24 protein-coding genes are annotated in these 23049 nt (G+C 56.7%); 3 read left to right on the top strand and 21 right to left on the bottom strand.

From position 1 onward, the window contains the following. Positions 1 to 32 precede the first annotated feature (32 nt). The 6 genes from MOST_RS09150 to yabG all read right to left on the bottom strand — a co-directional run bounded on the left by MOST_RS09150 (position 33) and on the right by yabG (position 4956). Positions 33 to 311 (bottom strand): ferredoxin family protein, encoded by a 279-nt coding sequence (locus MOST_RS09150; protein WP_054936957.1) that lies wholly within the window; start codon positions 309 to 311, stop codon positions 33 to 35. Further along, the gene (locus tag MOST_RS09145; RefSeq protein ID WP_054936956.1) at positions 311 to 1609 is read right to left on the bottom strand and encodes an FAD-dependent oxidoreductase; all 1299 of its coding nucleotides are present in this window, start codon (positions 1607 to 1609) and stop codon (positions 311 to 313) included. The genes MOST_RS09150 and MOST_RS09145 overlap by 1 nt, the downstream gene beginning before the upstream one ends. Positions 1610 to 1674: 65 nt before the next feature. Further along, positions 1675 to 2703 (bottom strand): electron transfer flavoprotein subunit alpha/FixB family protein, encoded by a 1029-nt coding sequence (locus tag MOST_RS09140; RefSeq protein WP_054936955.1) that lies wholly within the window; start codon positions 2701 to 2703, stop codon positions 1675 to 1677. 13 nt (positions 2704 to 2716) lie between these two features. Beyond that, positions 2717 to 3526: an electron transfer flavoprotein subunit beta/FixA family protein gene (locus MOST_RS09135; RefSeq protein ID WP_161952826.1), complete on the bottom strand. Its 810-nt coding sequence runs from the start codon at positions 3524 to 3526 to the stop codon at positions 2717 to 2719. A 99-nt stretch (positions 3527 to 3625) separates the two neighbouring features. Continuing rightward, positions 3626 to 3901: a Veg family protein gene (locus tag MOST_RS09130; RefSeq protein WP_054936954.1), complete on the bottom strand. Its 276-nt coding sequence runs from the start codon at positions 3899 to 3901 to the stop codon at positions 3626 to 3628. A 143-nt stretch (positions 3902 to 4044) separates the two neighbouring features. Beyond that, positions 4045 to 4956, bottom strand: coding sequence for a sporulation peptidase YabG (gene yabG, locus MOST_RS09125; protein ID WP_054936953.1), 912 nt, complete (start codon positions 4954 to 4956; stop codon positions 4045 to 4047). Between the two features lie 235 nt (positions 4957 to 5191). Here yabG and MOST_RS09120 point away from each other — a divergent pair, with 235 nt between their 5' ends. Further along, complete coding sequence (locus tag MOST_RS09120) at positions 5192 to 5977, top strand: LysM peptidoglycan-binding domain-containing protein (RefSeq protein ID WP_083476655.1); 786 nt, start codon at positions 5192 to 5194, stop codon at positions 5975 to 5977. Positions 5978 to 6118: 141 nt separating this feature from the next. Here MOST_RS09120 and MOST_RS09115 read toward each other — a convergent pair whose 3' ends face one another. From MOST_RS09115 to MOST_RS18230, 4 genes are all read right to left on the bottom strand, one after another. Beyond that, a complete protein-coding gene (locus tag MOST_RS09115) occupies positions 6119 to 6595 on the bottom strand; it encodes a ribonuclease H-like YkuK family protein (protein ID WP_181950129.1) in 477 nt (158 codons plus the stop codon). Between the two features lie 5 nt (positions 6596 to 6600). After that, positions 6601 to 7482, bottom strand: coding sequence for a 16S rRNA (adenine(1518)-N(6)/adenine(1519)-N(6))-dimethyltransferase RsmA (gene rsmA, locus MOST_RS09110; protein WP_054936951.1), 882 nt, complete (start codon positions 7480 to 7482; stop codon positions 6601 to 6603). Between the two features lie 123 nt (positions 7483 to 7605). Then, the gene (locus MOST_RS18235) at positions 7606 to 8607 is read right to left on the bottom strand and encodes a resuscitation-promoting factor (RefSeq protein WP_054936950.1); all 1002 of its coding nucleotides are present in this window, start codon (positions 8605 to 8607) and stop codon (positions 7606 to 7608) included. A 100-nt stretch (positions 8608 to 8707) separates the two neighbouring features. Then, a complete protein-coding gene (locus MOST_RS18230; protein WP_054936949.1) occupies positions 8708 to 9694 on the bottom strand; it encodes a 3D domain-containing protein in 987 nt (328 codons plus the stop codon). A 237-nt stretch (positions 9695 to 9931) separates the two neighbouring features. Between MOST_RS18230 and MOST_RS09090 the strand changes: the two genes are divergently transcribed. Further along, a complete protein-coding gene (locus MOST_RS09090) occupies positions 9932 to 11059 on the top strand; it encodes an AAA family ATPase (protein WP_054936947.1) in 1128 nt (375 codons plus the stop codon). On the opposite strand, the gene MOST_RS09085 is transcribed toward MOST_RS09090, so the two are convergent. Beyond that, the gene (locus MOST_RS09085; RefSeq protein ID WP_054936946.1) at positions 11060 to 11830 is read right to left on the bottom strand and encodes a TatD family hydrolase; all 771 of its coding nucleotides are present in this window, start codon (positions 11828 to 11830) and stop codon (positions 11060 to 11062) included. After that, on the bottom strand, positions 11831 to 13786 hold the full coding sequence (gene metG, locus MOST_RS09080; RefSeq protein ID WP_054936945.1) for a methionine--tRNA ligase: 1956 nt from the start codon (positions 13784 to 13786) through the stop codon (positions 11831 to 11833). 184 nt (positions 13787 to 13970) lie between these two features. On the opposite strand from metG, the gene MOST_RS18345 reads away from it, so the two are divergent. Then, positions 13971 to 14228 carry an AbrB/MazE/SpoVT family DNA-binding domain-containing protein gene (locus MOST_RS18345; RefSeq protein ID WP_054936944.1) on the top strand — a complete coding sequence of 86 codons (258 nt, stop codon included), beginning with the start codon at positions 13971 to 13973 and terminating at the stop codon, positions 14226 to 14228. Positions 14229 to 14265: 37 nt separating this feature from the next. On the opposite strand, the gene rsmI is transcribed toward MOST_RS18345, so the two are convergent. The 9 genes from rsmI to MOST_RS09030 form a co-directional block, all read right to left on the bottom strand. Continuing rightward, positions 14266 to 15123, bottom strand: a complete 858-nt coding sequence (rsmI, locus tag MOST_RS09070; RefSeq protein WP_054936943.1) for a 16S rRNA (cytidine(1402)-2'-O)-methyltransferase — start codon at positions 15121 to 15123, stop codon at positions 14266 to 14268. Then, positions 15116 to 15433: an initiation control protein YabA gene (locus tag MOST_RS09065; protein ID WP_054936942.1), complete on the bottom strand. Its 318-nt coding sequence runs from the start codon at positions 15431 to 15433 to the stop codon at positions 15116 to 15118. The genes rsmI and MOST_RS09065 overlap by 8 nt, the downstream gene beginning before the upstream one ends. After that, positions 15423 to 16232, bottom strand: coding sequence for a regulatory iron-sulfur-containing complex subunit RicT (locus MOST_RS09060; RefSeq protein ID WP_054936941.1), 810 nt, complete (start codon positions 16230 to 16232; stop codon positions 15423 to 15425). The genes MOST_RS09065 and MOST_RS09060 overlap by 11 nt, the downstream gene beginning before the upstream one ends. Before the next feature lie 40 nt (positions 16233 to 16272). Continuing rightward, on the bottom strand, positions 16273 to 17148 hold the full coding sequence (gene holB / locus MOST_RS09055) for a DNA polymerase III subunit delta' (protein WP_054936940.1): 876 nt from the start codon (positions 17146 to 17148) through the stop codon (positions 16273 to 16275). Next, the gene (gene tmk / locus MOST_RS09050; protein WP_106007114.1) at positions 17149 to 17784 is read right to left on the bottom strand and encodes a dTMP kinase; all 636 of its coding nucleotides are present in this window, start codon (positions 17782 to 17784) and stop codon (positions 17149 to 17151) included. Between the two features lie 41 nt (positions 17785 to 17825). Beyond that, complete coding sequence (locus MOST_RS09045) at positions 17826 to 19274, bottom strand: aminotransferase class I/II-fold pyridoxal phosphate-dependent enzyme (protein WP_161952824.1); 1449 nt, start codon at positions 19272 to 19274, stop codon at positions 17826 to 17828. Positions 19275 to 19307: 33 nt separating this feature from the next. Then, positions 19308 to 20084: a polysaccharide deacetylase family protein gene (locus MOST_RS09040; RefSeq protein WP_054936939.1), complete on the bottom strand. Its 777-nt coding sequence runs from the start codon at positions 20082 to 20084 to the stop codon at positions 19308 to 19310. 279 nt (positions 20085 to 20363) lie between these two features. Then, a complete protein-coding gene (locus tag MOST_RS09035; protein WP_054936938.1) occupies positions 20364 to 21659 on the bottom strand; it encodes a (Fe-S)-binding protein in 1296 nt (431 codons plus the stop codon). An 18-nt stretch (positions 21660 to 21677) separates the two neighbouring features. After that, complete coding sequence (locus tag MOST_RS09030) at positions 21678 to 23036, bottom strand: FAD-binding oxidoreductase (RefSeq protein WP_054936937.1); 1359 nt, start codon at positions 23034 to 23036, stop codon at positions 21678 to 21680. Between the last annotated feature and the right edge of the window lie 13 nt (positions 23037 to 23049).

The following is a 23049-nucleotide window of genomic DNA, read 5'->3' as shown; positions in this document are numbered from 1 at the left end:
CCATACAGATAAAGTAAGTCCAGGTATTGGTTTTAACCATATTTATACAGGATGCCGAAGCCACCGCGGGGATTGCGCCAGTCAATATTGTCGTGGGCGCAGCCGTAGCGACAGGTGCCACACTCCACGCATCCCTCGTAGGCCGTCTCGATCCTTTCCTCCCCTTCATTCCAGACGTAAACCCGGGCCGGGCAGATAAAAGTGCAGGGCCTGCCGTCACAGTGGCGGCAGACTTCCCGGTCCTTGAGCCTTAGATGAGGGTGCTTATCCGTCTGGTAACGGTTGAGGAAGAGTTTATCTTCCAGGCGCATCAGCCCATCACCCTCCAGAGGTGGTAAAGGTCCCCGGCCAGTTGTATACGGCTGCGTTCGGCCGTAATTTCCCTCCAAATGCGCTTCTGCTTTTCCCGTTTGGGTACATTATCGACGGTTAAAAACTCCCTGGCGGCCCGGGAAAGGAGCTGCGGGTAAAGGGTAAAGAAATGGGGGTTTTGGTCAAAGAAAAAGGGGGCTCGCTGGTACTTTTTCAGGTCCTGCAAGACAAAGCTCTCCGCCAGCATCTCCCGGTAGGGTGCCAGGTTGGCCTCGCTGTAGTCGCCCTTTTCCCGGGCGGCCAGGATGGTCTTAGCTGCCAGCAGGCCAGAGGTCATGGCGAGATTCGAACCTTCCCGGTGAATCCCGTTGACTAACATGGCGGCATCTCCGGCTACCAGGACGCCGTTACCATAGAGTTTAGGAATGGCCCGGTAGCCGCCTTCGGGAATCAAGTGGCCCTGGTATTCCTTGCTCTCACCCCCGGCCAATAGGCGCCGCACCATGGGGTGACTTTTCAGGTGCTCCAGGAGGTCATTGGGGTTCAAACGGCGGCGGACCAGGCTTGACAGGAGGACGCCCACGCCCACAGAGAGGGAATCCTTGTTGGTATAGATAAAGGCCGTTCCCATCATGCCTTTAGTAGCGTCACCGAGGAGTTCAATGGTGCAACCCTGGCCTTCCTCCAGGTTAAAACGGTCCTCAATCTTTTCCCGGGGCAGGGCAATGATCTCTTTGACGGCCACGGCCAGCTGGTTGGTATTGATGCCGTCCTTTTTCAGGCCGGCCTTCTGGGTTAAAAGGGAATTGGCACCTTCGGCAAGTATTACCACTTCTGCCCGGACGTCGCCTTCGGCTCGGCCCGTCCTTACCCCGACGACGCGATCCTTTTCCCAGAGGAGGTCCTCGACGACAGTCTCATTAATCAGCAGGGCTCCGGCCGCCACGGCCTGTTCCGCCAGCCAGCGGTCAAAACGGGCCCTTAGCACGGTAAAGGCGTTGTAAGGCTCGGCGGCAAAGGCCATGCTCTTATAACCCAGGGTGAGGGCCGCTTCATCGGTCAGCAACCACAGGCGCTGCTCCACTACCGGCCGCTCTAAAGGGGCCTCCCGGTAAAACCCGGGAACTATCGTTTCGGTGGGGTGGCGGTAAAGGACCCCGCCCATGACGTTTTTGCTGCCCGGGTGCTCGCCGCGCTCAAAGATAATTACCTCCACCCCGGCCCGGGCCAGGGTGATGGCCGCCGCCAGCCCCGCCGGCCCGGCGCCCACTATGACGACTTCAAACCTTAGCGCCATCATAATGCCCCCATACGAACTTAACATCAACCAGTGCTAATACCCACCCCGAGCTGCTTTTCCATCTACCCAGGCCCCGGTACCAGCTGGCGGCGAAATTCCGCCGTTAAAGCCGGAACTACCTGCCGTAAATCGCCGACTATACCATAGGTGGCTACTTTAAAAATAGGGGCCTGCGAGTCATTATTAATGGCCACAATGACGTCTGAAGTCTGCATGCCCACCAGGTGCTGGACGGCCCCGGAAATGCCGATGGCAAAATAGACTTTCGGCCGCACGGTAGTCCCCGTCTGGCCCACCTGGTACTCCGGGGGCAGCCACCCGGCCTCCACCGCCGCCCGCGAGGCGCCCAGGGTGCCGCCCAGGACTCCGGCCAGTTCTTCCAGGAGGCGAAAGTTTTCCTTCGACCCCACGCCCCGTCCACCGGCAACGATGATCTCCGCCCGGTCGAGGTAGACGGCTTTGTTTTTTTCTTCGATAACCTCTATAACCTCGACCCGGGCCTCGGCTTCATTGAAGGCCATATCCACCCGGACCAGTTCTCCCCGGCGGTCTTCCTGGCGGGACGGCATGGGCATGACCCGCGGCCGGACGGTGGCCATCTGGGGCCGGTGCCGGCGGCAGAGGATGGTGGCCATGACATTACCGCCAAAGGCCGGCCGGGTCTGCTCCAGGAGGCGCGTCTCCGGGTCAATGGTGAGACTGGTGCAGTCTGCCGTCAGGCCGGTCCCCAGGAAGGTGGCCACGGCTCCCGACAGGTCCCGGCCCAGGCTGGTGGCTCCCAGGAGCAGTATCTCCGGTTGGTACTGTTTTACCAGTCGGACCAGGGCCCTGGCATAGGGGGCCGTGCGATAGAATCCCAGGACGGGGTCCTCGACCAGGTAGACCTTATCCGCCCCGTAGGCCCACACCTCGGTAACCAGGCCGGCCACCCCCTGGCCCAGCAGGACTCCGGCCAGCTCTACCCCCAGGGCGTCGGCCAACTGCCGCCCTGCCCCCAGGAGTTCCCAGGAGACAGGGGCCACTTCTCCCCCCACCTGTTCAATAAAGACCCAGACGCCGCGATAACCGGTATTCGCTGTATCAGCCGGCATGGGTATGCCTCCATTATTTATCAGCTATAACCTTCATCTGCACCAGCCTGGCTACCAGGGCTACCGCCGCTGCCCGGGGCTCGCCGGGAATTATCTCCCCGCCCGGCCGCGCCGGCGGGGCAAAGATGCGCCGGACGGAAGTAGGGGAGCCTTTGAGGCCAATTTGCGCCGGGTCAAGATCCAGGTTATCTTTGCTCCAGGTGGTGATGGTTGCCCGCGCCGCCCTGATTAAGGCCGGCAGGGAAGGATAACGCAGTTCATTCAAGTCCTTAACCACCGTTAACAGGGCCGGCAACCGGCCGCGGATGATTTCCCGCTTTCCTTCCAGCTTGCGCTGGACCTGGATGTACCCCTGTTCCAAATCTACGGCGTCAATGGCCATACAATAGGTCAGCTGGGTGAAACCCAGCCGGGTGGCAATCCCCGGCCCTACCTGGGCCGTATCACCGTCAATAGCCTGCTTGCCGCAAAAGACCAGGTCAACCGGGGTTTCCCGGTTAATGACTTCGATGGCCCGGGCCAGGATATAGCTGGTGGCCAGGGTATCGGAACCGGCAAAGGCCCGGTCGGTGAGGAGGATAGCCCGGTCGGCCCCCATACCCAGGGCCCGCCGCAGGACCTCTGCGGCCTGGGGCGGTCCCATGGACAGGGCCGTAACCCGGCCGCCGTACTTTTCCTTTAACCGAACCGCGGCCTCCACGGCATGGGCATCAAAGGGGTTGATAATGGCCGGTACCCCGGCCCGGACCAGGGTATTGGTCCGGGGGTCGATTCTGACCTCAGCCGTGTCCGGCACCTGCTTGACACAGACCACCATCTGCAACAAAAAAACCCACCCCTGCTGCTAGTATGGGGTGGGGAAACCCAAAATATGCAATTATTGAGGATACAAAAAAGCTATCAGGTTTGGCCTGATAGCTTTTTAATGTTTGGCACCCAGTTTTTTAATACCGCTCTCACCCTCAACCATTAATTCTACTGTATTGGTAAGGACATCGGTATAGCTGAAGGATATCCGGCGTTCCGGGCTTTTCTGCTCTTCCAGTCGGATTACAAAGATGTTGGGGTAAGTCTTTTCCAGTATACCGGTCCTCTCCAGGATCTTTTTCCGCCCGCGGTTGGCTCTTAGTCTTACCTTCTGGCCTACCCGGGACTCCAGGTCCTCTCTAATAGTTGCCAGTACTTCTTTACCTGCCAAAAAAGACCACCCTCTTTCCGCGTATACTTTATTATACAACAGTAAGGGGGTGGTGTCAAGTCATAATGTTTATTTTACTAGAGGAGCCGGCTTATTGTCAAGGGGAATAATGGTATAATTTCACCTTTGTTATTAAGATATTTTCAATAAGGGGAAGTAGGATAACCCAGACGCAGTTTACCTTTAATCTCTATACCCCCTATACCTTCATTGCCGGTGATGGTATCTTTGATTATATCCGCCGGGCCCAGGGTTTTTTCAATGGAACTATAGGCAATCCGCTCCACTACAAAAACCGGGTCGTAGGCATGAATTAAAACCCGCCGGGGTGAGCTGGCAAAGGTGGCTCCGGCCTTAAGCAAGGCTTCATAATGGGACTGGCAGGCCCCGGCAAAAATAACCAGGTCATCATGGGTGGGCCTTAAAGTCCTGGCTGCCCTTACTGCCGCTACAAAGTGCTTCGAATGGCGGTAGTTATCCAGATCGGCAAAAGTATTATTTTTTTCCCTGATCAGGCCATCATGACCCGTAAGGACCAGAATATCGGGGGTATATTCCTTTAAAAGCTCCTTCACTTTAGCCGCCTGCTGTTCTTCTGGCAGGCACACGCCCTGGGCCGGTATTTTTAGCTGCTCATAGGCATGGAGGCACTTATCCAGGTATTCCTCGTCACCGTCGATATGCAGCACCCGGCCCGGTACCTCAAAAAAACCATCACCAGGGGCACCTTCCTGTTTTTCCGGCTCCCTTTCTCCCGGGCCGGGCCGTTCACCCCGCAATAAAAAAAACTCCCTCTCGGCTTCCCGGCGCTGCAAAATCCGCCGGAAACAAAGGCTGTGTTTTTGAATATCGCTGTGGCGGTAACGCAGCACTTCTTCGGCCGGTTGCAGCTCCAGGTCCTCCAGGGGGGCATCAGCTACCAGCCGGACATCCAGTCCCCGCAAAATGGCAGTAGTTTCTCCTGCATCAGTTATAATAAGTGACTTTACTTTGAAAAAGATATCTTTACCGTATTTTTTCCGTGCCACGATATCTCCGGGCTTAATGTTTTTCAACCTGCTTCCCTCCCCCCTAAACCCTGTATCATTCTATTTTATGCCCCGAGACTCAAGGGGGTGAGGGCGGTACCCACTGCAGCAACTTGCCATATTCTGCTTGGATATTATGTAAAGTTACCATAATACGCCGTTCCTGGCAACTATTTAGCAATGACGGGCCATGGTAATTAAATGTATAATGGTAGTAAGCTGGATGACAGGCCTAGAGATAGAAGTTAAATCGAAGGAGTTGATGGCAATTTCTAGGGTAATTTATGCCAGCCTGCGGCTATTTTGCCTGGCTTGTTTCCTGCTAATTGGCATCTCCGCCTTTGCCGGCACAGCAGCCGCCGCCACTTACACCGTCCAGCCCGGCGATACCCTCTATCTTATCGGCCAGCGCTATGGGATCAGCGCCTGGGAACTCCAACAAGCGAATAACTTGAGCAGTACATGGATCTATCCCGGCCAGACCCTCTGGGTTCCTGACCAGGGCGGCAGTACTTACGTCGTCCAGCCCGGCGATACCCTCTTCCTTATCGGTCAACGCTACGGCCTGTCCTACCAGCAAATTATGGTCGCCAATAATCTCACCAGCGATGTCATTTACCCGGGACAGGTCTTACGCATCCCGGCCGGATCCTACCAGCCCGCGGCCTCCCGGGGGACAAGCACTGATTATAGTGCCAGCGACCTGGACCTGCTAGCCCACCTGGTCTATGGCGAAGCCCGGGGCGAACCCTATGCCGGCCAAGTAGCCGTAGCCGCAGTGGCCATTAACCGTACCCGGGATGGTCGCTTTCCCAGTACCATTGCCGGTGTCATCTATGACCCTGACGCCTTCACTTCGGTAAACGACGGCCAGTTTTACCTGACTCCCAATGCTACTGCCTACCAGGCGGCCCGCGAAGCCCTGCGGGGCTATGATCCCAGCGGCGGTGCCCTCTATTTCTGGAATCCAGCTTTAGTTCCAGCATATTCCTGGGTTTGGACACGGACCATTATTACCCAGATTGGCAACCATGTCTTTGCCCGTTAAAAAGTACGGGACCAGTCTATCTAACTAGAAGAGGTGGCAACCCCGGGGTATAAGGGTGGCCACCTCTTTTACATAAGCACTCGTAATTTACTCCCTGGCTCCATTTAACTTTTTATGCCGTGCTCCAACGTATTTTCACCCTTAGCCGCTCTTGGTGTACTTATCGGCTACCTTGGAGGCCCCGCAGGAATAGGGTTTGATCTTGGCGGCAAAACCGCTGCCCACCACCATGCCGACAATTTCCCGGATTAATTCCCTGGTATTACCGTTGGGCCCGATGTCCAGGTGGATCTCCAGGTTGAGATCAGCATGACCGTTGGCCGCCAGCTTCTGGGCGATAAAGCTGGCCGTTTCCAGGCTCAAAGCCGTTTCATAAAAGATCTTCTGGCGCAGGGACGTAATCTTGCGCTGGTACCTCTTGCTATAATAGTAGCGTGCCCCCCTGCCCACCTGGTGGACTATGACCGCCGTAACAAAGCAGGTACGGACCCGGGCCTGGGAATCCGAACCTATAATGATCTTGTACTGGGCCTCGGGATTGGCCTCGATAAACTGCATCATGTCGGCAAACATTTCTTCAGCCGTCAGGCGACCCCTGGTAGGACTGATATAATACACCGGTATCACCTTCTTTCCATTTGTTGCTGTAACGCTTTGCTCAAGTTAGCAAACTCTTCAATAGTCAAGGTTTCTCCCCTTCTCCGGGGTTCAACTCCGGCAACTGCCATAGCTTTTAGTAACAGGGGACGTTCCAGTCCCAGGCTGTCCAGGGCGTTTAAAAGGGTCTTACGCCGCTGGTTAAAGGCGGCCCGGACCACCCGGAAAAAGAAATCTTCATCCCCTGCCTGTACTGCCGGCTCAGCCCGGCGGGTTAGTTTCACTACCAGGGAGTCGACCTCCGGCCGCGGGTAAAAGACGGTGCGCGGCACCTTCAAGATAACGGCCGGGATCGTATAATACTGGACCACTATACTCAAAGAGCCATAATCCTTGCTTCCCGGTAAGGCCAGCATCCGGTAACCCACTTCGGCCTGGACCATTAAAACAAGTTCCGTAATCTGAAATTTACCGGTCAGTAAATGCATCAGGATGGGGGTGGTTATATAATAAGGAAGGTTGGCCACTAGCTTATAAGTGGGCAACCTTCCTCCTCCATCTCCCTTAAATCCGGCGACTAACTCATCAAAATCAACTTTTAAGGCATCGCCGGCAACCAGGCGCACATTGGCCTTATCCTTCAAGGTTTCTTTTAAAGCAGATATTAAATCCCGGTCGATCTCAATGGCTATTACCAGTCCCGCCTGTTCCGCCAGCTCCTGGGTAAGGGCCCCCAGGCCGGGTCCTATCTCGACAACAGTATCATCAGGGCCAAGGCCGGCCGCCCTGGCAATTTTCCGCACGATATTTAGATCCACAAGAAAATTCTGGCCCCGGGATTTACGAGGTACCAGCCCCTTTTCCCGGACCAGGGCCAGGGTTCTACCTGGCGTGGCTACAGAATCCACCCCAATCCCTCCATAGAGGTATTATACTACATCTGCAGCCATGGTACAAATATATGTAAATGGAAAAACGGTAATGGCGGGCCGGGTGGCTTATAACAAAAAACCACCCGGTGGAGGGTAGTTTTAGCGTAAAATATAGACTTTCACCCGGCGGACGCCCCAGCGGGCCGTAGCCGCCTCCGTGTCCAGGAAAACGTCAATGCGGTTACCCTTGATGGCACTGCCCACATCCTGGGCAATACCAAAGCCATAGCCTTCGACATAGAGCCTGGTACCCAGGGGAATTACCTTCGGGTCTACGGCAATGGTACCTACCCGGGGATAAACCCCTGTCGCCGTCCGTGAGCCCGTGTGGGTGTAAGCCGTAGCAACGGCCCAGAAAGCCCGCTCAAAGCGGAAAGTGTGTCCCCCGCGGGAAGCCATATCCAGGGCTCCTACAGCTATTATTTCCGGTACAGGTTCTTTAACTACCTTAGTTGCCACCAGCTCACGGCCTGCTTCCTGTCCGTCTTCATAGACGATCCGGTAAGTTTCTTCCTGGAGGCCCTTCTGCCCCCTCTGCACCAGGCGGGTAATGCCTTTTTCTAACTCCCCGTCGGGCCGACGCTCCACCCGGTAGTTAATTTCCCTGTTAACCGTTTCCATTTTGTAGGTGACCCTGGTAACTTTAATTGTGTCCCCTGCCCTTACGGTGGCAGTTACAGCCGGGGTAACCCGGTCTTCAGGCTGCAAAGTTACCCCCGCTTTGCTTAAAACCTCGGCCACAGTCACCGGAAGAGTCAAAATTTCCTTTTCCTGCCCGCCGGCAATTATCTTTACCAGGACGGCCCTTTTGACCGTCACCACCATACCTTTAGTCACAGGTGCGTCCAGGGCAGGAAAAACAACATCCTCTGGCCCCAGGGTAATTTGCTGCTCATTTAAAAATTGCCCTACCTGGCGGGCAAAGGTCCGACTAGCGATCTCACGCCCGTCTACCTGGAGGGTTACCTGCTTCCAGGCAAAGTTCATTACTCCCCACCCGGTGCCGGTAAAAAGCACTGATACCGCCACCAGGAGCCAGAGCCAGGGCCGGCGGCGCCCCCGGGAATTCTTCTGGCGCCAGTGCGTAATCCACCCGTCCATGGGTCACCTCCAACTTCTCACTTCCCATTCTCCATATTATACTTCTTATACTTCGACGCGGGGGCAAGATTTTCCTGCCCCCGTGTCTGGTATTTTTTGTCTATCGCCCTAAAATGCGTACAGTTACCTGGCGCCGGCCCCACTGGATGGCTTCGGCCTCACTATCTAAAAAAACGTCAATACGATTACCTTTAATCAGGCCACCCGTGTCCTGGGCCACGGCATAACCGTAGCCTTCTACGTAAAGCCTGGTCCCCAGGGGTATGACCCGGGGATCGACGGCAACTATTCCCCTGTAGGGCCAGATGCCGGTAGCCGTCCGGTTACCGGTGTGGGTATAGGCCGTAGCTATCACCTGCAGGGTATCCCCCGCGCGGGCCGCCGTAACTGCCGGGTAGGCACGGCTACCGTAGGCCACTATCCGTGGCTGGGGCTGGACTTCGATCCAGGTGTCCAGGAGTTGGCGTTCGACTTCGACGCCATTCTCTTTCTTTACCTGGTATTTATAATAACGTACTCCCGGCTGGCCTTCCTGGACCACCTTTTCCTTCCCCGGCTGTAAAGTCCGATCCGGCCGGCGCACCAGGGGAGGCGGTACTGCTTCCTGGCGCAGTTCAATGGTATTTTCCACCCTGATGACCCGGATATACTGGTAAGGGTCATTGCTGCCCAGGTTGCTATCTACCCTGTCTTCAGGACCCAGGGTTATGCCCTCCTGGGCCAGGATTCCGGCTACCGCCGGTAGCGGTACCTGGGACCAGAGAGGCTGGCCGGCAATCTCGGCCGCTACCGGCACTACGCCGGCCATGGTCAGTTTTAAGCCCGGCCAGAACCAGGCACCGGGCAGGGGTAAAACCCAGTCGCCTATCTGTACCTGGCTACCGGTCGGGCCCCGGCTGTCGCCCAGGTACCACTGGCCGGTGGCTACCTGTCTGGCGCTGCCATCGGTGAAAATATCGACGCGATTACTGGTCCAGCCTGCCAGCACCAGGGACTGGAGCCCCATCAGCAGGCAGGCCAGTACCAGCATCGACTTTCTCCAGGCAAGGGCAGGCCGCTGGCCGGAAAGGGGTAATATCTTGAACATGACGCCACTCCTTCCATATTATACCAGCTATAGCCTTGCCAGAATATTCGCCTTTTATACCCATAAAAAATCCTGCCCTGAAGGCAGGAGGATTATAACTTATTTCAAGCGGTATGCCTCTATTTCCTGGGGCGGGTTTTGGATTGGCCGGAAAAATATTGCTTTATTACACCTTGTGTAATATAATATTACATAATAAGTAATAATCATGGATAATAATATCAAGGGGCGTTGATAATGCCAGGTAAGCTATTTCCCATCGGCGGTCCTGTTGCGGAAGAAGATATCGTCGACAGGGAGGATTTCATTACCTCCCTTGTAACCAGGCTCTCTGAGGGTCAAAGCGTCATGCTTTACGGCCCACGGCGCATAGGAAAAACCTCATTGGCCCATGAGGTGTTAAGGCAGCTAAAGGTAAAAGGTTTTTATATCGCTTCAGTTGATCTTTTCCGGCTTTCCAGCAAGCGCGATCTGGCCGTTGCGCTGATTAACGCTTGCCTGGAAAACAGGACTGGCATTCGCAAGACAATCGACGCGTGGAAAGACCGGACTAAAACCATTGTCGGCACTGCGAAACTAGCAATTAAGCTCCAGGACCTTGAACTCGATTTGGGGCTTTCGCAAGGCGAGCAAAGCGATGAAGCTTTGCTTGACTATGCGCTAAACTTGCCCGGGGTGTTGGCTAAACGGGATAAAAAGCCGGTGGTTATCTTGTTCGATGAATTTCAAGACGCTTCCCGGGTAGCAGGGACGGAAATCTATAAAAAGATGCGTTCCTATTTTCAAAATCAAGAAGATGTGGCCTACTTGTTCCTGGGATCAAAAGAGGGCATGATGAAAACCCTATTCGCTGACAAAAAGGAAGCCTTTTACCGGTTCGCCACTATTCTTCCCATACCCTCGATTCCCGAAACGGCCTGGGCGGAATATATTGCCAAAAAGTTCCGCACCAGGGGAATCATATCTACCCCGGAAGCAATAAAGGAGATTACCCGTAAAACCGGAGGGCACCCCCAGGACACGATGGTTGTATGTTCCGAACTATACTACGCATTGCTTGAAGCCGGGCAGAACACCATATCCCTTGAGATTGTAAGCTTGGGATATGATCGCGCCCTGCTGACTCTTGCCCCCATCTACGATCAATTACTAGACGATCTAAACCTGAGTTTCACTGGACGCCAGGTATTAAAGCGCATTGCCACAGGAACCAGTATTTATAGCATAAAAAACGCCAATCCTAATGAAATTAAGCGGACGATAGATCATTTGTTGGCTAAAACAGTGATCGAGAAGAAGGGGCGCGGGTCTTATACATTCGTTGAGCCGATGTTCCGTGATTATGTGCTGCGGGAATTTTTCTGATCAAATCCCAAACAGGCGCCGGGCGTTGGCCGCGGTGGCTTCGCTGACGGCTTCCGCTGCCAGGCCCCGGGCTGCGGCTATGGCGTCGGCCACCAGGCCCAAGTAAGCCGGCTCGTTACGCCGGCCCCGGTGGGGCTCCGGGGTAAGATACGGGCAGTCGGTTTCAATGAGCAACCGCTCCAGGGGCACCCGGACGGCCACTTCCCGCAACCGGGCCGCGTTTTTATAGGTTACCGGCCCAGCAAAGGAAATATAAAAGCCCATCTCCAGGCACTCCCAGGCCATTTCCCAGCTACCGGAGAAACAGTGGAGGACGCCCCCCGCCGGGAAAGGCCCGGCCTTATTTAAAATCCGCAGGGTATCCCCATGGGCGTCACGGTCATGGACAATTACCGGCAGGCGTAAAGATCGGGCCAGCTCCAGGTGCCAGCGAAAGACCTCCTGCTGGCGCTGCCGGGGTGAAAGGTTGCGGTAGTAATCGAGTCCCGTTTCGCCAATGGCCACCACCCGGCTGTCCCTCGCCAGGCCGCCGATGACATTCGCCGCCTCCGCGTCGAAAGTCGCCGCATCATGGGGGTGGACGGCCACGGCAGCGTAGATAAAGGGCCAGGCGTGGGCCTGCTCCACCGCCCGCCGGGAAGATGATACATCATAACCCACGTTGATTACAGCTACAACGCCGGCCTCTTGCAGGCGGCCCAGGACACCGGCCAGGTCGGCGCCAAAGGCCGGATCGTTGAGGTGGGCGTGGGAGTCAATGAGTTCCGGCATTTATCGCACCTGGGCGCCGTCCTGAATAGCCCGCTCCGGTGTTACCAGGCTTAAGGTATCGTCAGCGACGGCCGCCAGCACCATCCCCTGGGAGACAATACCCCTGAGTTTTGCCGGCTTCAAATTAGCCACAATAACAACCTTTTTGCCCACCAGTTCTTCCGGCCGGTAGTAGCGGGCGATGCCGGCCACGATAGTCCGCCGCTCGTCACCAACTTTAACTTCCAGCTTTAGGAGCTTGTCGGCGTTGGCCACCTTCTCCGCCGCCAGGACTTCAGCTACCCTTAGTTTAATGCGAGCGAATTCCTCGATGGTTATTTCTTCTTCACCGGGTTTAGCAACCGTTTCTTCTTTAACTGCAGGCGACGTCGCCGCCGGCTTCTCCTGTACTGCCACCGGTCCTTCTCCTTCCTGTTCGTTAAGTTCAATACGGGGGAAGAGGGCCGGGCCCCTTCTCACCCGGGTACCGGCAGGGATGCCCCCCCAGGTGGCCAGGCTCTCCCAGGTGAGGGCCGCGGGGACATCCGAAAGGCCCAGCTGCTCCCACACCCGGGCCGGTACGCCGGGCATAAAGGGCCCCACCATGATGGTAGCCTGGCGCATGGCCTCGGCCAGGTTGTAAAGGACCGTCTGCAGGCGCGGTTTCTTTAAGGGGTCTTTGGCCAGGGCCCAGGGAGCCGTCTCCTCGATGTATTTATTGGCCCGGTTAACCAGGCGCCAGATGGCCGTGAGGGCCCGGGCGAATTCAAAATTGTTCAGAGCCGCGTCCACCTCATCCGGCACAGCCCTGGCTATGGCCTTTAACTCCTCATCCAGGGGCTCCGGGACTGAGGGCGCCGCAATCACCCCGCCGTTAAATTTTTCAATCATGGCCGTCGTCCTGCTGAGGAGGTTGCCAAAGTCGTTGGCCAGGTCGGTATTGAGGCGGGTAATTAAAGCCTCTTCACTGTAGTAACCGTCGGCGCCGTAGGGCATTTCCCGCAGGAGGAAATAACGGATGGCGTCGGCGCCGTAGCGGTCGATGAGCACCATGGGATCGACAACATTGCCCTTGGATTTGGACATCTTGCCGCCGTCCACCAGGAGCCAGCCGTGGCCAAAGACCTGGCGCGGCGGGTCAATGCCGGCGGCCATGAGGATAATGGGCCAGATAATAGTGTGGAAGCGGACGATATCTTTACCCACCAGGTGCACGGCGGCCGGCCAGTATTTACGGAAAAGGTGATCATCTTCGGTACCGTAGCCCAGGGCGGAGATGTAGTTGGTGAGGGCATCAAACCAGACATAGATAACGTGCCTGGGGTCCATGGGCACCGGTATACCCCAGTCAAAGGTGGTCCGGGAAATACACAGGTCCTCCAGGCCACCCTCGATAAAGCTGATCATCTCATTGCGCCGGGAAACGGGCAGGATAAAGTCAGGGTGTTCTTTTATATATTGCAGCAGGCGATCGGCATATTTGCTCATCCGGAAGAAATAGCTTTCTTCCTTGACCAGTTCCACCGGCCGGCCGCAGTCGGGGCAGTTGCCGTCCTTGAGCTGCCGTTCCGTCCAGAAGGTTTCACAGGGGGTACAGTACCAGCCCTCGTAGGTGGACTTATAGATATCCCCCTGGTCGTAAATTTTCTGCAGTAGATGCTGGACGACCCGCGTATGGCGCGGTTCGGTGGTGCGAATAAAGTCGTTATAAGAAATATTAAGACGGCGCCAGAGTTCCTGGAAAGTAGCCACAATACGGTCGACATACTTTTGGGGCGGTAGATCAGCTTCCCGGGCCTTGCGCTGGATTTTCTGGCCGTGCTCGTCGGAACCGGTGAGGAAATAAACGTCATAACCCCGCAGGCGCTTGTAGCGGGCCAGGGTGTCGGCCATGGTGGTCGTCAGGGCATGACCAATATGCAGTTTATCGCTGGGATAATAAATAGGGGTGGTAACGTAAAAAACCTTGTCCCCCATCCTGGTCGTCCCCTTTCGGCAAATTCAGGAGTATTATATTAAAAAAAAGAGCAAGTTGTCAAGTTTTGGCTATAATGGCGCGAGAAGGCTAATTTTTTGTCCAAAATATGGTTGACTTTTACTGGAAACACTGGTACCATATAGACAGGTTGTCGAAACATGTTGAAATAGGGAGGGGAGAGCCATGATTAAATCTACGGGCGTGGTACGTAAAGTGGACGAGCTCGGCCGGGTAGTCATTCCCATTGAGCTGCGGCGTACCCTGGGCATCGATGAAAAAGACGCCCTGGAGATTTACGTCGACCATGAGAAAATTATCCTGAAAAAGTATGAGCCCGGCTGTGTTTTCTGCGGCAATGCGGAAGATATCGTCAATTTCCATGGTAAAAACGTCTGCCGGGCATGCCTGGAAGCCATGACCCAGCAGGCCAGGGCTGTCTAAGTCAGGTAAGGTAAAAGGGGCGCCTCCGGGCGCCTTTTTATTTTGACAGGAAGGCCTCGCCACCTTTTTTGAGGGCCTGCAAGCAGGCACGGTAAATCTCCCGCCGGGGCTGGCCGTAACGCCGGGCTACCCTGGCCATAGCCTCTTTACGGTCGAGGCCGGCAGCTTCCAGTTCCGCCACCTCCGCTGCCGCCCGGGCCGGGTCATAAGCCGGCAGGATTGCCGGCCCGGCCCCGGCCACTACCAGGGTAATCTCTCCCCGGGGCGGGTTGGCGTGGAAGTGCGCTACTGCTTCCGACAGCAACCCCCGCCAGATGGTCTCAAATTTTTTTGTCAGCTCCCGGCCGACGGCAACCCGCCGTTCTCCCAGGGTTGCCAGCAAGTCCGACAGGGTAGCCACCAGGCGGTGGGGGGCCTCATAGAAAATCAGGGTCCGTTCCTCAGCCGCCAGGGCCGCCAGCCGTTCCCGGCGCTCCTTCCCGGCCCGGGGCAAAAAACCCTCAAAAACGAAACGGCCAGCCGGTAACCCGGACGCCACCAGGGCAGCGAGGGCGGCGTTGGCACCGGGAATGGGAACTACCTTAATGCCGGCAGCTACCGCCTGCCGCACCAGCTCTTCCCCCGGGTCGCTGATGCCCGGGAGGCCGGCATCGGAAACAAGGGCGATATCCCTGCCTTCCTGGAGAAGCTTTAATAAATAAGGGGTTTTGCTGGCCTGGTTGTGGCGGTGGTAACTGGTCAGGGGTGTGTGCAGGTCATAATGGGCCAGGAGTTCCCGGGTACGCCGGGTATCCTCGGCAGCGATTAAATCGACCTCCTGCAGGACCCTTAAGGCCCGCAGGGTAATGTCCTCCAGGTTACCGATGGGAGTGGCTACCAGGTAAAGGCTAGCCATGGGACTGTAACCCCTTCTTCTCTAAAAAACTCTGGCAAAAAAGGCAGCCCTCCCCGTCCCGCACCCGGGCAAAATGGGGCGGGCATACGTGAAAACCCTCCTCATAAAAGCGTAAAAGCTGCTGGTAACCACCTTCCCCGGCCTGGTCCGCGAACATGATGGTCCTGAGGCGCTGGTTTTCTTCCTCCAGGGCCCGCGCTAAAGCCCGGAGGCGCCGCACTTCCTTTAAAACCTCACTCAGGTGTCCTTCCAGTTCAGCCAGGGCTACGGCCAGGGTACCGCCTTGAGAATCCACAAAATTACTGCTCATGATCTTCTCTCCTGATATTTTTCAGGGGAAATTCCATAGTACCATGCTCGGGTATTTCTACCATGACGGTTTCCTTAAGGATATTGTGCCCTGTTACCCGGCCTGGACCTGCCGGTGTCTGGACCATGGCGCCACAGGGAGGAAAGTGGCGTCGCGCCTCCTCATAAACGTCATTTTCGTAGCGCAGGCAGCACATGAGCCGGCCGCACAGGCCCGAAATCTTGGTAGGATTTAAAGACAGGTTTTGTTCTTTGGCCATGCGTATGGAAACCGGGTCAAACTCACCCAGAAAAGTGGCACAGCAGACCGGCCGGCCGCAGCAACCCAGCCCGCCCAGCATCTTGGCTTCATCCCGGACACCAATCTGGCGTAATTCTATGCGGGTGCGGAAAACGGCCGCCAGGTCTTTGACCAGCTCGCGAAAGTCGACCCGGCCTTCGGCCGTAAAATAGAAAATGATTTTGCTGACGTCAAAGGTAAATTCGACGTCAATTAATTTCATAGGCAGGCCGTGCTCGGCAATTTTTTGCTGGCAAATGGCAAATGCTTCCTTTTCCTTCTGGCGGTTGATATTTACCTGTTCGGTATCGGCCGCCGTTGCCCGGCGGATAACCGGCCGCAAAGGCTGCACTATCTGGCCTTCATCAACCTGGCGGGGCGGGATGACCACCTCACCATATTCCAGGCCCCGGGTTGTCTCGACGATTACATGGTCACCCCTGGTAAGCTCCAGTTCGCCGGGATCAAAGTAATATATTTTACCGGCCTTTTTAAACCTGACGCCAATGACGGTAACTATATTGCCTCACCTCCGTAAATCAGAAGTCAGATGGGGGAAGCTATACAATGGTATTGGCCAGCTCCCGGTGCAGATTAAACATCAATACTTCCAGGGCCAGGTGGCGGTTGGCATTGCGTTCAATGGCCGCCCGGGCAGCCTGGATAAGCTGAAAACAGCGCCAGGCTTTCGCCGGTGACAGGGGTACCGGTAAAAGGTACCCTGGCTGCAGTAATAGTGTTGCCGTTCCTGTTAACTGCCAGACCAGCTGGTCCCGGCAGGCCAGGGCCATGGCCTGGAGAACGGCCGGGAGATCATCCTCCTTTTCCAGCTCGGGTAAGATTTCCTGCAGCATAGCTGCTAAACCGGCCCCTGCCAGGCGGTTCCAGTAGGTGGCCCCGGCAGGTGACACCCCGCCTTCCCCGCCCAGGTGCAGTTCCTGGCAGCGGGAACGGATGGTGGGCAGCAATAAGTCCGGCTGGGCAGCCAGTAAAATAAGATAGGCTCCTTCCGGGGGCTCTTCCAGGGTCTTTAGCAGGCAGTTGGCTGCTGCTTCGGTCATGGTATCGGCCCCGTCCAGGACGGCCACCCTGGCCCCTCCCTGGAAGGCCCGGAAGGTCAACTGCCTTTCCAGTTCCCGGATCTGGTCAATTTTTAGAGTGGCGCCCTGGGGCTTGAAAAGATAAAAGTCCGGGTGGTTGCCGCCGGCCATCTGCTGGCAGGAACGACAGCGGCCGCAGGGTTCCCCCTCCCGGGGCTCCTGGCAGTTCAGGGTCGCAGCCAGGTACCTGGCCAGTTCCATCCTCGCGGCCTCACTGCCGCCTGCCAGGAGGTAGGCATGGACGAGTTTCCCCCTTTGCAGGGCCTGCCGCAGCTGCTGGCGGGCAGTCATGGCAATTTGGGGCTTCGCTGTGGGTAACTGCTCTCCTGCTACCATTTAGCCTTTCCTCAACTCCAGTAAAGGTTCTACTACCTTTTCAATCTGCGACCACACGACATCCGGGGATCCGGTACCATCAATGAGGTGGATTCGCTGCGGCTCCAGGCGGCTCAATTCCAGGTAACCCTGGCGTACCCGCCGGTGAAAGGCCAGGTCCTCCCGCTCCAGGCGGTCGGCGGCGCTTTTCCCCCGGCGCCGTGCCAAACCTAACTCTACCGGCACGTCGATTAAGAGGGTAAGATCCGGTAGGAGGCCGCTGGTAGCCAGGTTGTTAACCTGGCGCACCAGTTCCACCCCCAGCTTGCGGCCATAACCCTGGTAGGCGATGCTGGAATCCGTAAAACGGTCGCAGAGGACTATTTTTCCTGCTGCCAGGGCCGGCCGGATGCGTTCGGCTACATGCTGGGCCCTGGCGGCAGCATAAAGCAGGATTTCGGCCCGGGCATCAATGGGGCCATAGCGCGGTTCCAGGAGCAGTTGTCGGATGGCTTCGGCCAGGGGCGTCCCGCCGGGTTCCCGGGTACATTCGACGGTAAACCCCCGCCTGCTTAAGAAACACTCCAGGTGTTCCATCTGGGTGGTCTTACCGGAGCCGTCCGGCCCCTCCAGGGTAATGAACAGGCCGCCAGGCACGTAAAAATCACCTGCACTTTTTCCTAAAGAATAAACATTTCTCACCCATCTACTACCAGCACCTTACCCTCCGGCCCCCGCAAGTATACCAGCCTGATAATTACTTCCCCGGTCAGGACCTCTCCCGGTACGACGAGGGCCAGGCCGGGAGGACAGGGGGCGATCAACTCGGCGCAAATCCGGCCTTCTGCCTCCCTTAAGGGTATCTCCCGCCGGGGGGCCAGCCAGGCTTCCCGGGGCGTCAGCACCTGCCGGGGCTGGGCGATCCGGGGGCCGGGACTTGCTCCCACTTTACCATTTGCTGCCGGTGGCAGCTGCCCGGCCGGCCGCGGCAGGGCCAGCAGGGCCTCCAGGAGAGATTTTATTTTGGCTTCGCCGTCGCCGGGGGTGATGATTAACAGGATATAGTCCGGCCCGGCCAGCTCTACCTCCTGGCCATAGCGGCGTAAGAAGGCGGCTACTTCCGGCCCGCTGGCACTGAATGGGGCCGCCGGCAGCAGCAGGCGGGTGACATCCAGGCCGGCGGCCGCAGGTCCCGTCACATCTGCCGGGGCCAGGCAGGGTATGCCGGCTGCCTTCAGTTTTTCCCGCAGCCGCAACGCCCTGGCCACAGCCTGGCCCCAGTCCCGGCGGCCTCGCTCTTCCGCCAGGAGCCGGGCCACGTCCAGGGAAGCCAGGAGTAAATAGGAAGGACTGGTGGTCTGTAAAAGGTGTAAGGCCGCTGCTATTGTATCTCCGGCCCCGGCTTCCCGCAGGTGCAGCATGGCCGCCTGGGTAAGGGCCCCCATGGTCTTGTGGGTACTCTGGACTACATAATCGCCGCCCAAGGCCAGGGGTGAGGGCGGTAGCATCGGGTCAAGGCCGAAGTGGGCGCCGTGGGCGGCGTCGACCAGGACGGCCAGGCCATGGTCATGGGCGAGGGCGATTAGTTCCTTACTCCATGGGACGATTCCCTCGTAGGTGGGGTGGACCAGGAGCAGGAGCCTGGCCCGGGGATGGGCCTGCAAAGTCCTGGCTAAAACTGCCGGGGTTACCCCCAGGGGGAGGCCGGGTGAGGTTAGCCATTCCGTTTCCATATAAACCGGCCTGGCCCCGCTCAAGATCAAACCGTTAAAGACAGCCCGGTGGGCATAACGGGGCAATAAAACTTCATCCCCAGGCCGGCAGGTAGCCAGGATGACGGCCATGAGGCCGCTGCTGGCCCCGTTCACCAGGAAAAACGTCCGCGCTGCCCCGTAAAAGGCGGCGGCCTTCTCCTGGGCCGCCCGGATCACCCCGCTGGGACAGGCCAGGTTGTCCAGTCCAGGCACTTCGGTCAGGTCCAGAGCCAGAGTTTCCTCCCCCAGGGCCTGCCGCCAGGAGGGCCAGGTATAGGCTCCATCCTTATGACCCGGTGTATGCCAGGAATTAAGTTTCTGTCGCCGGTAATTTAAAAGCGCCTCCCAGAGAGGCGCTTGCCCTTGGGTCTTCACGATGTTATTGTAACACACATCCCTGGCATGCAAAATATTTTTTCGGTACCCTCAACGGCCGGGGTGCTGCACGCCGGCGTGGTCAATATAGTAATCCCCCTTGATGATCAGCTCCCCTACCGGCACGACCTGGTAGCCGTCGGTCTTGAGCTTTTCCAGGAGGGGGCTCAAAACATCCGCCGTATAGCGGCCGTTATTGTGAAAGAGAACAATGGAGCCAGGTTTTATGTTTTTCAGCACCCGGTTTAAGATAGCATCAGGCGTCATGTGTTCCTGCCAGTCCAGGGAATCCACATCCCACTGGATAACCCGGTACCCCAGGCGCTCCGCGGTACGGATCACCGTGTCGTTATAGTCACCAAAAGGAGGCCGGAAGAGTTCTGCATTATAGCCAGTTATTTCCCGCACCATCTGGCTATTTTCCTGCAACTCTTTTTCCATTTCCGCCTCGCTTAAGGAGGTAAAATGGGGATGGGTGGCCGAGTGCAGGCCGATCTCATGGCCAGCGGCGGCTATTCTCTTGGCTACCTCTGGATATTTCTTGAGCCAGATATTGGTTAAAAAGAAGGTCGTTTTAACATTATGCTGTTTTAAGGTGGCCAGCAATTTAGGTGTATACTCTGCTCCCCAGGTGGCATCAAAAGACAGGGCCACCTTTTTATCCGTCGTGTTAACGCTGTATATGGGTAACAATTTCCTGGCCCGGCCAACCATGGCCGCCAGTGGCTGGTAATCGGCCAGCCTGGCACCTAGGTAGAGACCCAGGAAAAAGAGCAGCGCCGGGATAAGGACGTTGGGTACCCGGCGCCAGCGCCATAACAGGATCATCTCCTCACCCCCCGAGATGATCCTATTCAGCGCGAGGTTGCTATATGAAACAATTCCTTCCTGCCCCGTTCAAGCTCCTGGATAACATCTCCGGGCATGGCCGTCACCTCTTTTCCCTCCCTTTACCAGCATTTTACCATTACCTACATATACTGTCTATATGCTATATGCGGTATAGATTAACATAATCTCCATAAGATAAGAAAAGCCCCCTGCCAGCAAGGGGGTTACTTCCAAGTCCGTTCATATCTCAAGGTCTAATATTGTTATTGTAGCACCTCATACGGCTCTGGCACCGCTCTTTACAGCCCGGTTCTGGTAGGCCTGGTCCAGGAGTTGCATGACGTGAATAGCCCGGCCGGGTAGCTGGTGGACGTCCAGACCATGGGCCAGCTGCATCAGGCAGGCGGGACAGGAAGTGGCCAGGTACTGGGCCCCGGTTTTCTTAAAGTTATTCATCTTGCGGGCCAGGATTTTCTGCGATAAATCATAATGGGTAACGTTATAGGAGCCGGCGCCACCACAGCACCAGTCGGACTCGTTCATCTCGACAAATTTGACTCCCGGGATGCTCTTTAAAATCTGGCGCGGCTCATCCTTGACCTTCAGGCCGCGGACGGCGTGGCAGGGATCATGGTAGGTTACGGTAGCGTTTACCGGTCCCATTTCCTTCTTAAAGCCCACTTCCGCCAGGTACTGGGAAGCTTCCTTTACCTTGGCGGCAAACTCTTTCGCCAGGGGTCCATATTGCGGGTCATCTTTCAGGAGTTCAGCATAGGAATGGAGGCCGTGGGCGCAGCTGGCACAATCGGTAACCACCGCTTCCACATCAAAGCGTCTGAAGGAATCCAGGTTTTCTTTAGCCAGTTTGATATGCATTTCCGTCTCGCCGTAAGCTTCGTGGGGAATACCGCAGCAGTTGGAAGTTGGTACCACAACCTCAATGTCGTTTTCCTGGAAAACCCGTAAGCTCGCCTCAGCGACCTGGGGAAAGAAGTTGTTCATCATGCAGCCGGCAAAATAAGCCACTTTGTGCCGGGGTTTCAGGGGCTTCTTCAAAACTTCCGGCAGGCGCTCCCTTAGAGTACGGGCCGGGATGTCGGGCAGCAACCCTTCAGCCTTACCCAGGGACCCCAGCAAACCCAGAAAGCCGGTATGGCGGGCGAGCCATCTTGCGCCGCTGCGCTGGTAAAAGCGCAAGGCTTTCGCCCCCAGGGTCAGGCGCCGCTGCCTGGCCAGAACGCCGTGCAAGGCCATGCGAATGGGGAAAGGATTGCCGTTGGCACGGGTAATTTCCGCCCGGGCAGCCTTAACCAGAGTATCGGTAATAACGGAGGAGGGGCAGGTGACAACGCAGGCGCCGCAGAGGAGGCAGGAATAAATATGATGGTTTATCTCCCGCTCTTTGGTTAAATCAAAGTGTCCTTCCATGGACTGGCGCATCAAACGGTTGCGCCCCCGGGCCAGGGAAAACTCCTCGCCGGTTACCTTATACGTAGGGCATACCTCTTCGCAAAAGCCGCACCGGTTACAACGTACGATATCTTCTTCATACTGCCGAAAAGTCTTGACCATTACCTGTTCCTCCTCGTCTCAGGATACCGCCCTGCTGTTATCAATAACATACGCCAGGACCTTGCTGTTGGGGGCCATAATCCGCTGCGGGTCGAAGGCCGCCTTAATCCGGGACAGTAACTCCATTAAGGCCTTCCCCCGCGCCTCAACCCAGTGCCGCGTTAAAGTCAGGTCATCGATATTATTTACAACCAGCAGCCCGCCCAGGTCCCCCGCCAGGGAGGCCAGGCGATTAACAGTTTCCTGGACGCCGGCATAGGCGCCGGGAGCTGCATCCAGGAGGATATGGACGTGCCCGTTGCCGAAATGGGCTGCCAGGGCTGCTCCTTTGCGGCTCCGGTCCAGCTCGTCGCGGGCCCGGGTTAAAAATTCCTCCAGGGCAGTAAAAGGTACGGCTACGCTGGCCAGGATGGCCCCGGACTCTCCGGCAAAGACCGGAAATAACTGCCGGCGGGCCTGCCAGGCGGCTACAGCTGTCTCCCCTTCCAGGATGGCGGCAGCCGGAAATTGTTTCTTGACATAATCAACCTGGGTGTCTACCTGTTCCCTAAAGCCGTTATAGGCAACCAGCACGCCGGGTCCCTTACCATCAGGCTTCCACCCGGCCCGGGCCAGTACCGCTATGGCGGCGCCGTCCAGTAATTCCAGGGCCACAGGTAAGGTATCATTCCTGATGATGCGGGCCGCCGCTATGGCTTCTGCCAGTTGTTTAAAAGGCAAGAAAACCGTCGTTTCCTTCTCCGGCACGGGCCTTAATTTCAACATGGCCTTGGTGATAATGCCGAGGGCTCCCCAGGAGCCGGCCAGAAAGCGGGTGTTATCATAATCCTGGACGTTTTTAACGGTTTTCCCGCCGGTGTGGATAATTTCCCCGGTAGGTAAAACAACTTCCAGGCCTAAAATATGGAATTTAACATCGCCATAACCGAGCTTGCTGGGGCCTGACGCGCCGGCGGCTATGCACCCGCCAACGGTGCAGGTGTCGGGTTCTACCGGCTCGACGGGCCAGTATAAGTTATGGGTCCGCAATGTCTTTTGCAGCTCGCCCAGGGGGATACCAGCTTCCACATAGGCGGTCATGTTCTCATAATCATATTCAATAATTTTATTCATCCGGGTAAGGTTGATTACCAATCCTCCCGCCAGCGGCAACAGGCCGCGCCAGGCCATGGTACCGGCTCCCCAGGGTACCACAGGTATACCCTCTTTACCGGCGAGCTGCAAAACCTCAGCTACCTGCTGGCTGTTCTCCGGGTAGACAACTGCGTCCGGCAGGGCCGTCTTGCTGCAACTGTGCTGGCGCCGGATGTCTGGGTCTACCTGGCAATTCCCGGCACCAAGAATCTTCTCCAGCTTATTAATATTTTCTTGCTGCATTTTGCTGTCCTCC

It is taken from the genome of Neomoorella stamsii (assembly GCF_002995805.1).
GTDB classification, from domain to species: domain Bacteria; phylum Bacillota; class DSM-521; order Neomoorellales; family Neomoorellaceae; genus Neomoorella; species Neomoorella stamsii.
The sequence above is the reverse complement of the archived record's forward strand: the minus strand, read 5'-3'. Positions and strand labels throughout refer to the sequence as shown.

What these genes read in the sequence shown, in the direction of transcription:
- MOST_RS09065 (WP_054936942.1), bottom strand. Translation starts at nt 15,433, where the DNA reads ATGAGCAGTAATTTTGTGGATTCTCAAGGCGGTACCCTGGCCGTAGCC.
- MOST_RS18345 (WP_054936944.1), top strand. Translation starts at nt 13,971, where the DNA reads ATGATTAAATCTACGGGCGTGGTACGTAAAGTGGACGAGCTCGGCCGG.
- MOST_RS09140 (WP_054936955.1), bottom strand. Translation starts at nt 2,703, where the DNA reads ATGCCGGCTGATACAGCGAATACCGGTTATCGCGGCGTCTGGGTCTTT.
- MOST_RS18235 (WP_054936950.1), bottom strand. Translation starts at nt 8,607, where the DNA reads ATGGACGGGTGGATTACGCACTGGCGCCAGAAGAATTCCCGGGGGCGC.
- MOST_RS09040 (WP_054936939.1), bottom strand. Translation starts at nt 20,084, where the DNA reads ATGATCCTGTTATGGCGCTGGCGCCGGGTACCCAACGTCCTTATCCCG.
- MOST_RS09150 (WP_054936957.1), bottom strand. Translation starts at nt 311, where the DNA reads ATGCGCCTGGAAGATAAACTCTTCCTCAACCGTTACCAGACGGATAAG.
- holB (WP_054936940.1), bottom strand. Translation starts at nt 17,148, where the DNA reads ATGGTAGCAGGAGAGCAGTTACCCACAGCGAAGCCCCAAATTGCCATG.
- MOST_RS09030 (WP_054936937.1), bottom strand. Translation starts at nt 23,036, where the DNA reads ATGCAGCAAGAAAATATTAATAAGCTGGAGAAGATTCTTGGTGCCGGG.
- MOST_RS09120 (WP_083476655.1), top strand. Translation starts at nt 5,192, where the DNA reads ATGGCAATTTCTAGGGTAATTTATGCCAGCCTGCGGCTATTTTGCCTG.
- MOST_RS09145 (WP_054936956.1), bottom strand. Translation starts at nt 1,609, where the DNA reads ATGGCGCTAAGGTTTGAAGTCGTCATAGTGGGCGCCGGGCCGGCGGGG.
- MOST_RS18230 (WP_054936949.1), bottom strand. Translation starts at nt 9,694, where the DNA reads ATGTTCAAGATATTACCCCTTTCCGGCCAGCGGCCTGCCCTTGCCTGG.
- metG (WP_054936945.1), bottom strand. Translation starts at nt 13,786, where the DNA reads ATGGGGGACAAGGTTTTTTACGTTACCACCCCTATTTATTATCCCAGC.
- rsmI (WP_054936943.1), bottom strand. Translation starts at nt 15,123, where the DNA reads ATGGCTAGCCTTTACCTGGTAGCCACTCCCATCGGTAACCTGGAGGAC.
- MOST_RS09090 (WP_054936947.1), top strand. Translation starts at nt 9,932, where the DNA reads ATGCCAGGTAAGCTATTTCCCATCGGCGGTCCTGTTGCGGAAGAAGAT.
- MOST_RS09035 (WP_054936938.1), bottom strand. Translation starts at nt 21,659, where the DNA reads ATGGTCAAGACTTTTCGGCAGTATGAAGAAGATATCGTACGTTGTAAC.
- MOST_RS09085 (WP_054936946.1), bottom strand. Translation starts at nt 11,830, where the DNA reads ATGCCGGAACTCATTGACTCCCACGCCCACCTCAACGATCCGGCCTTT.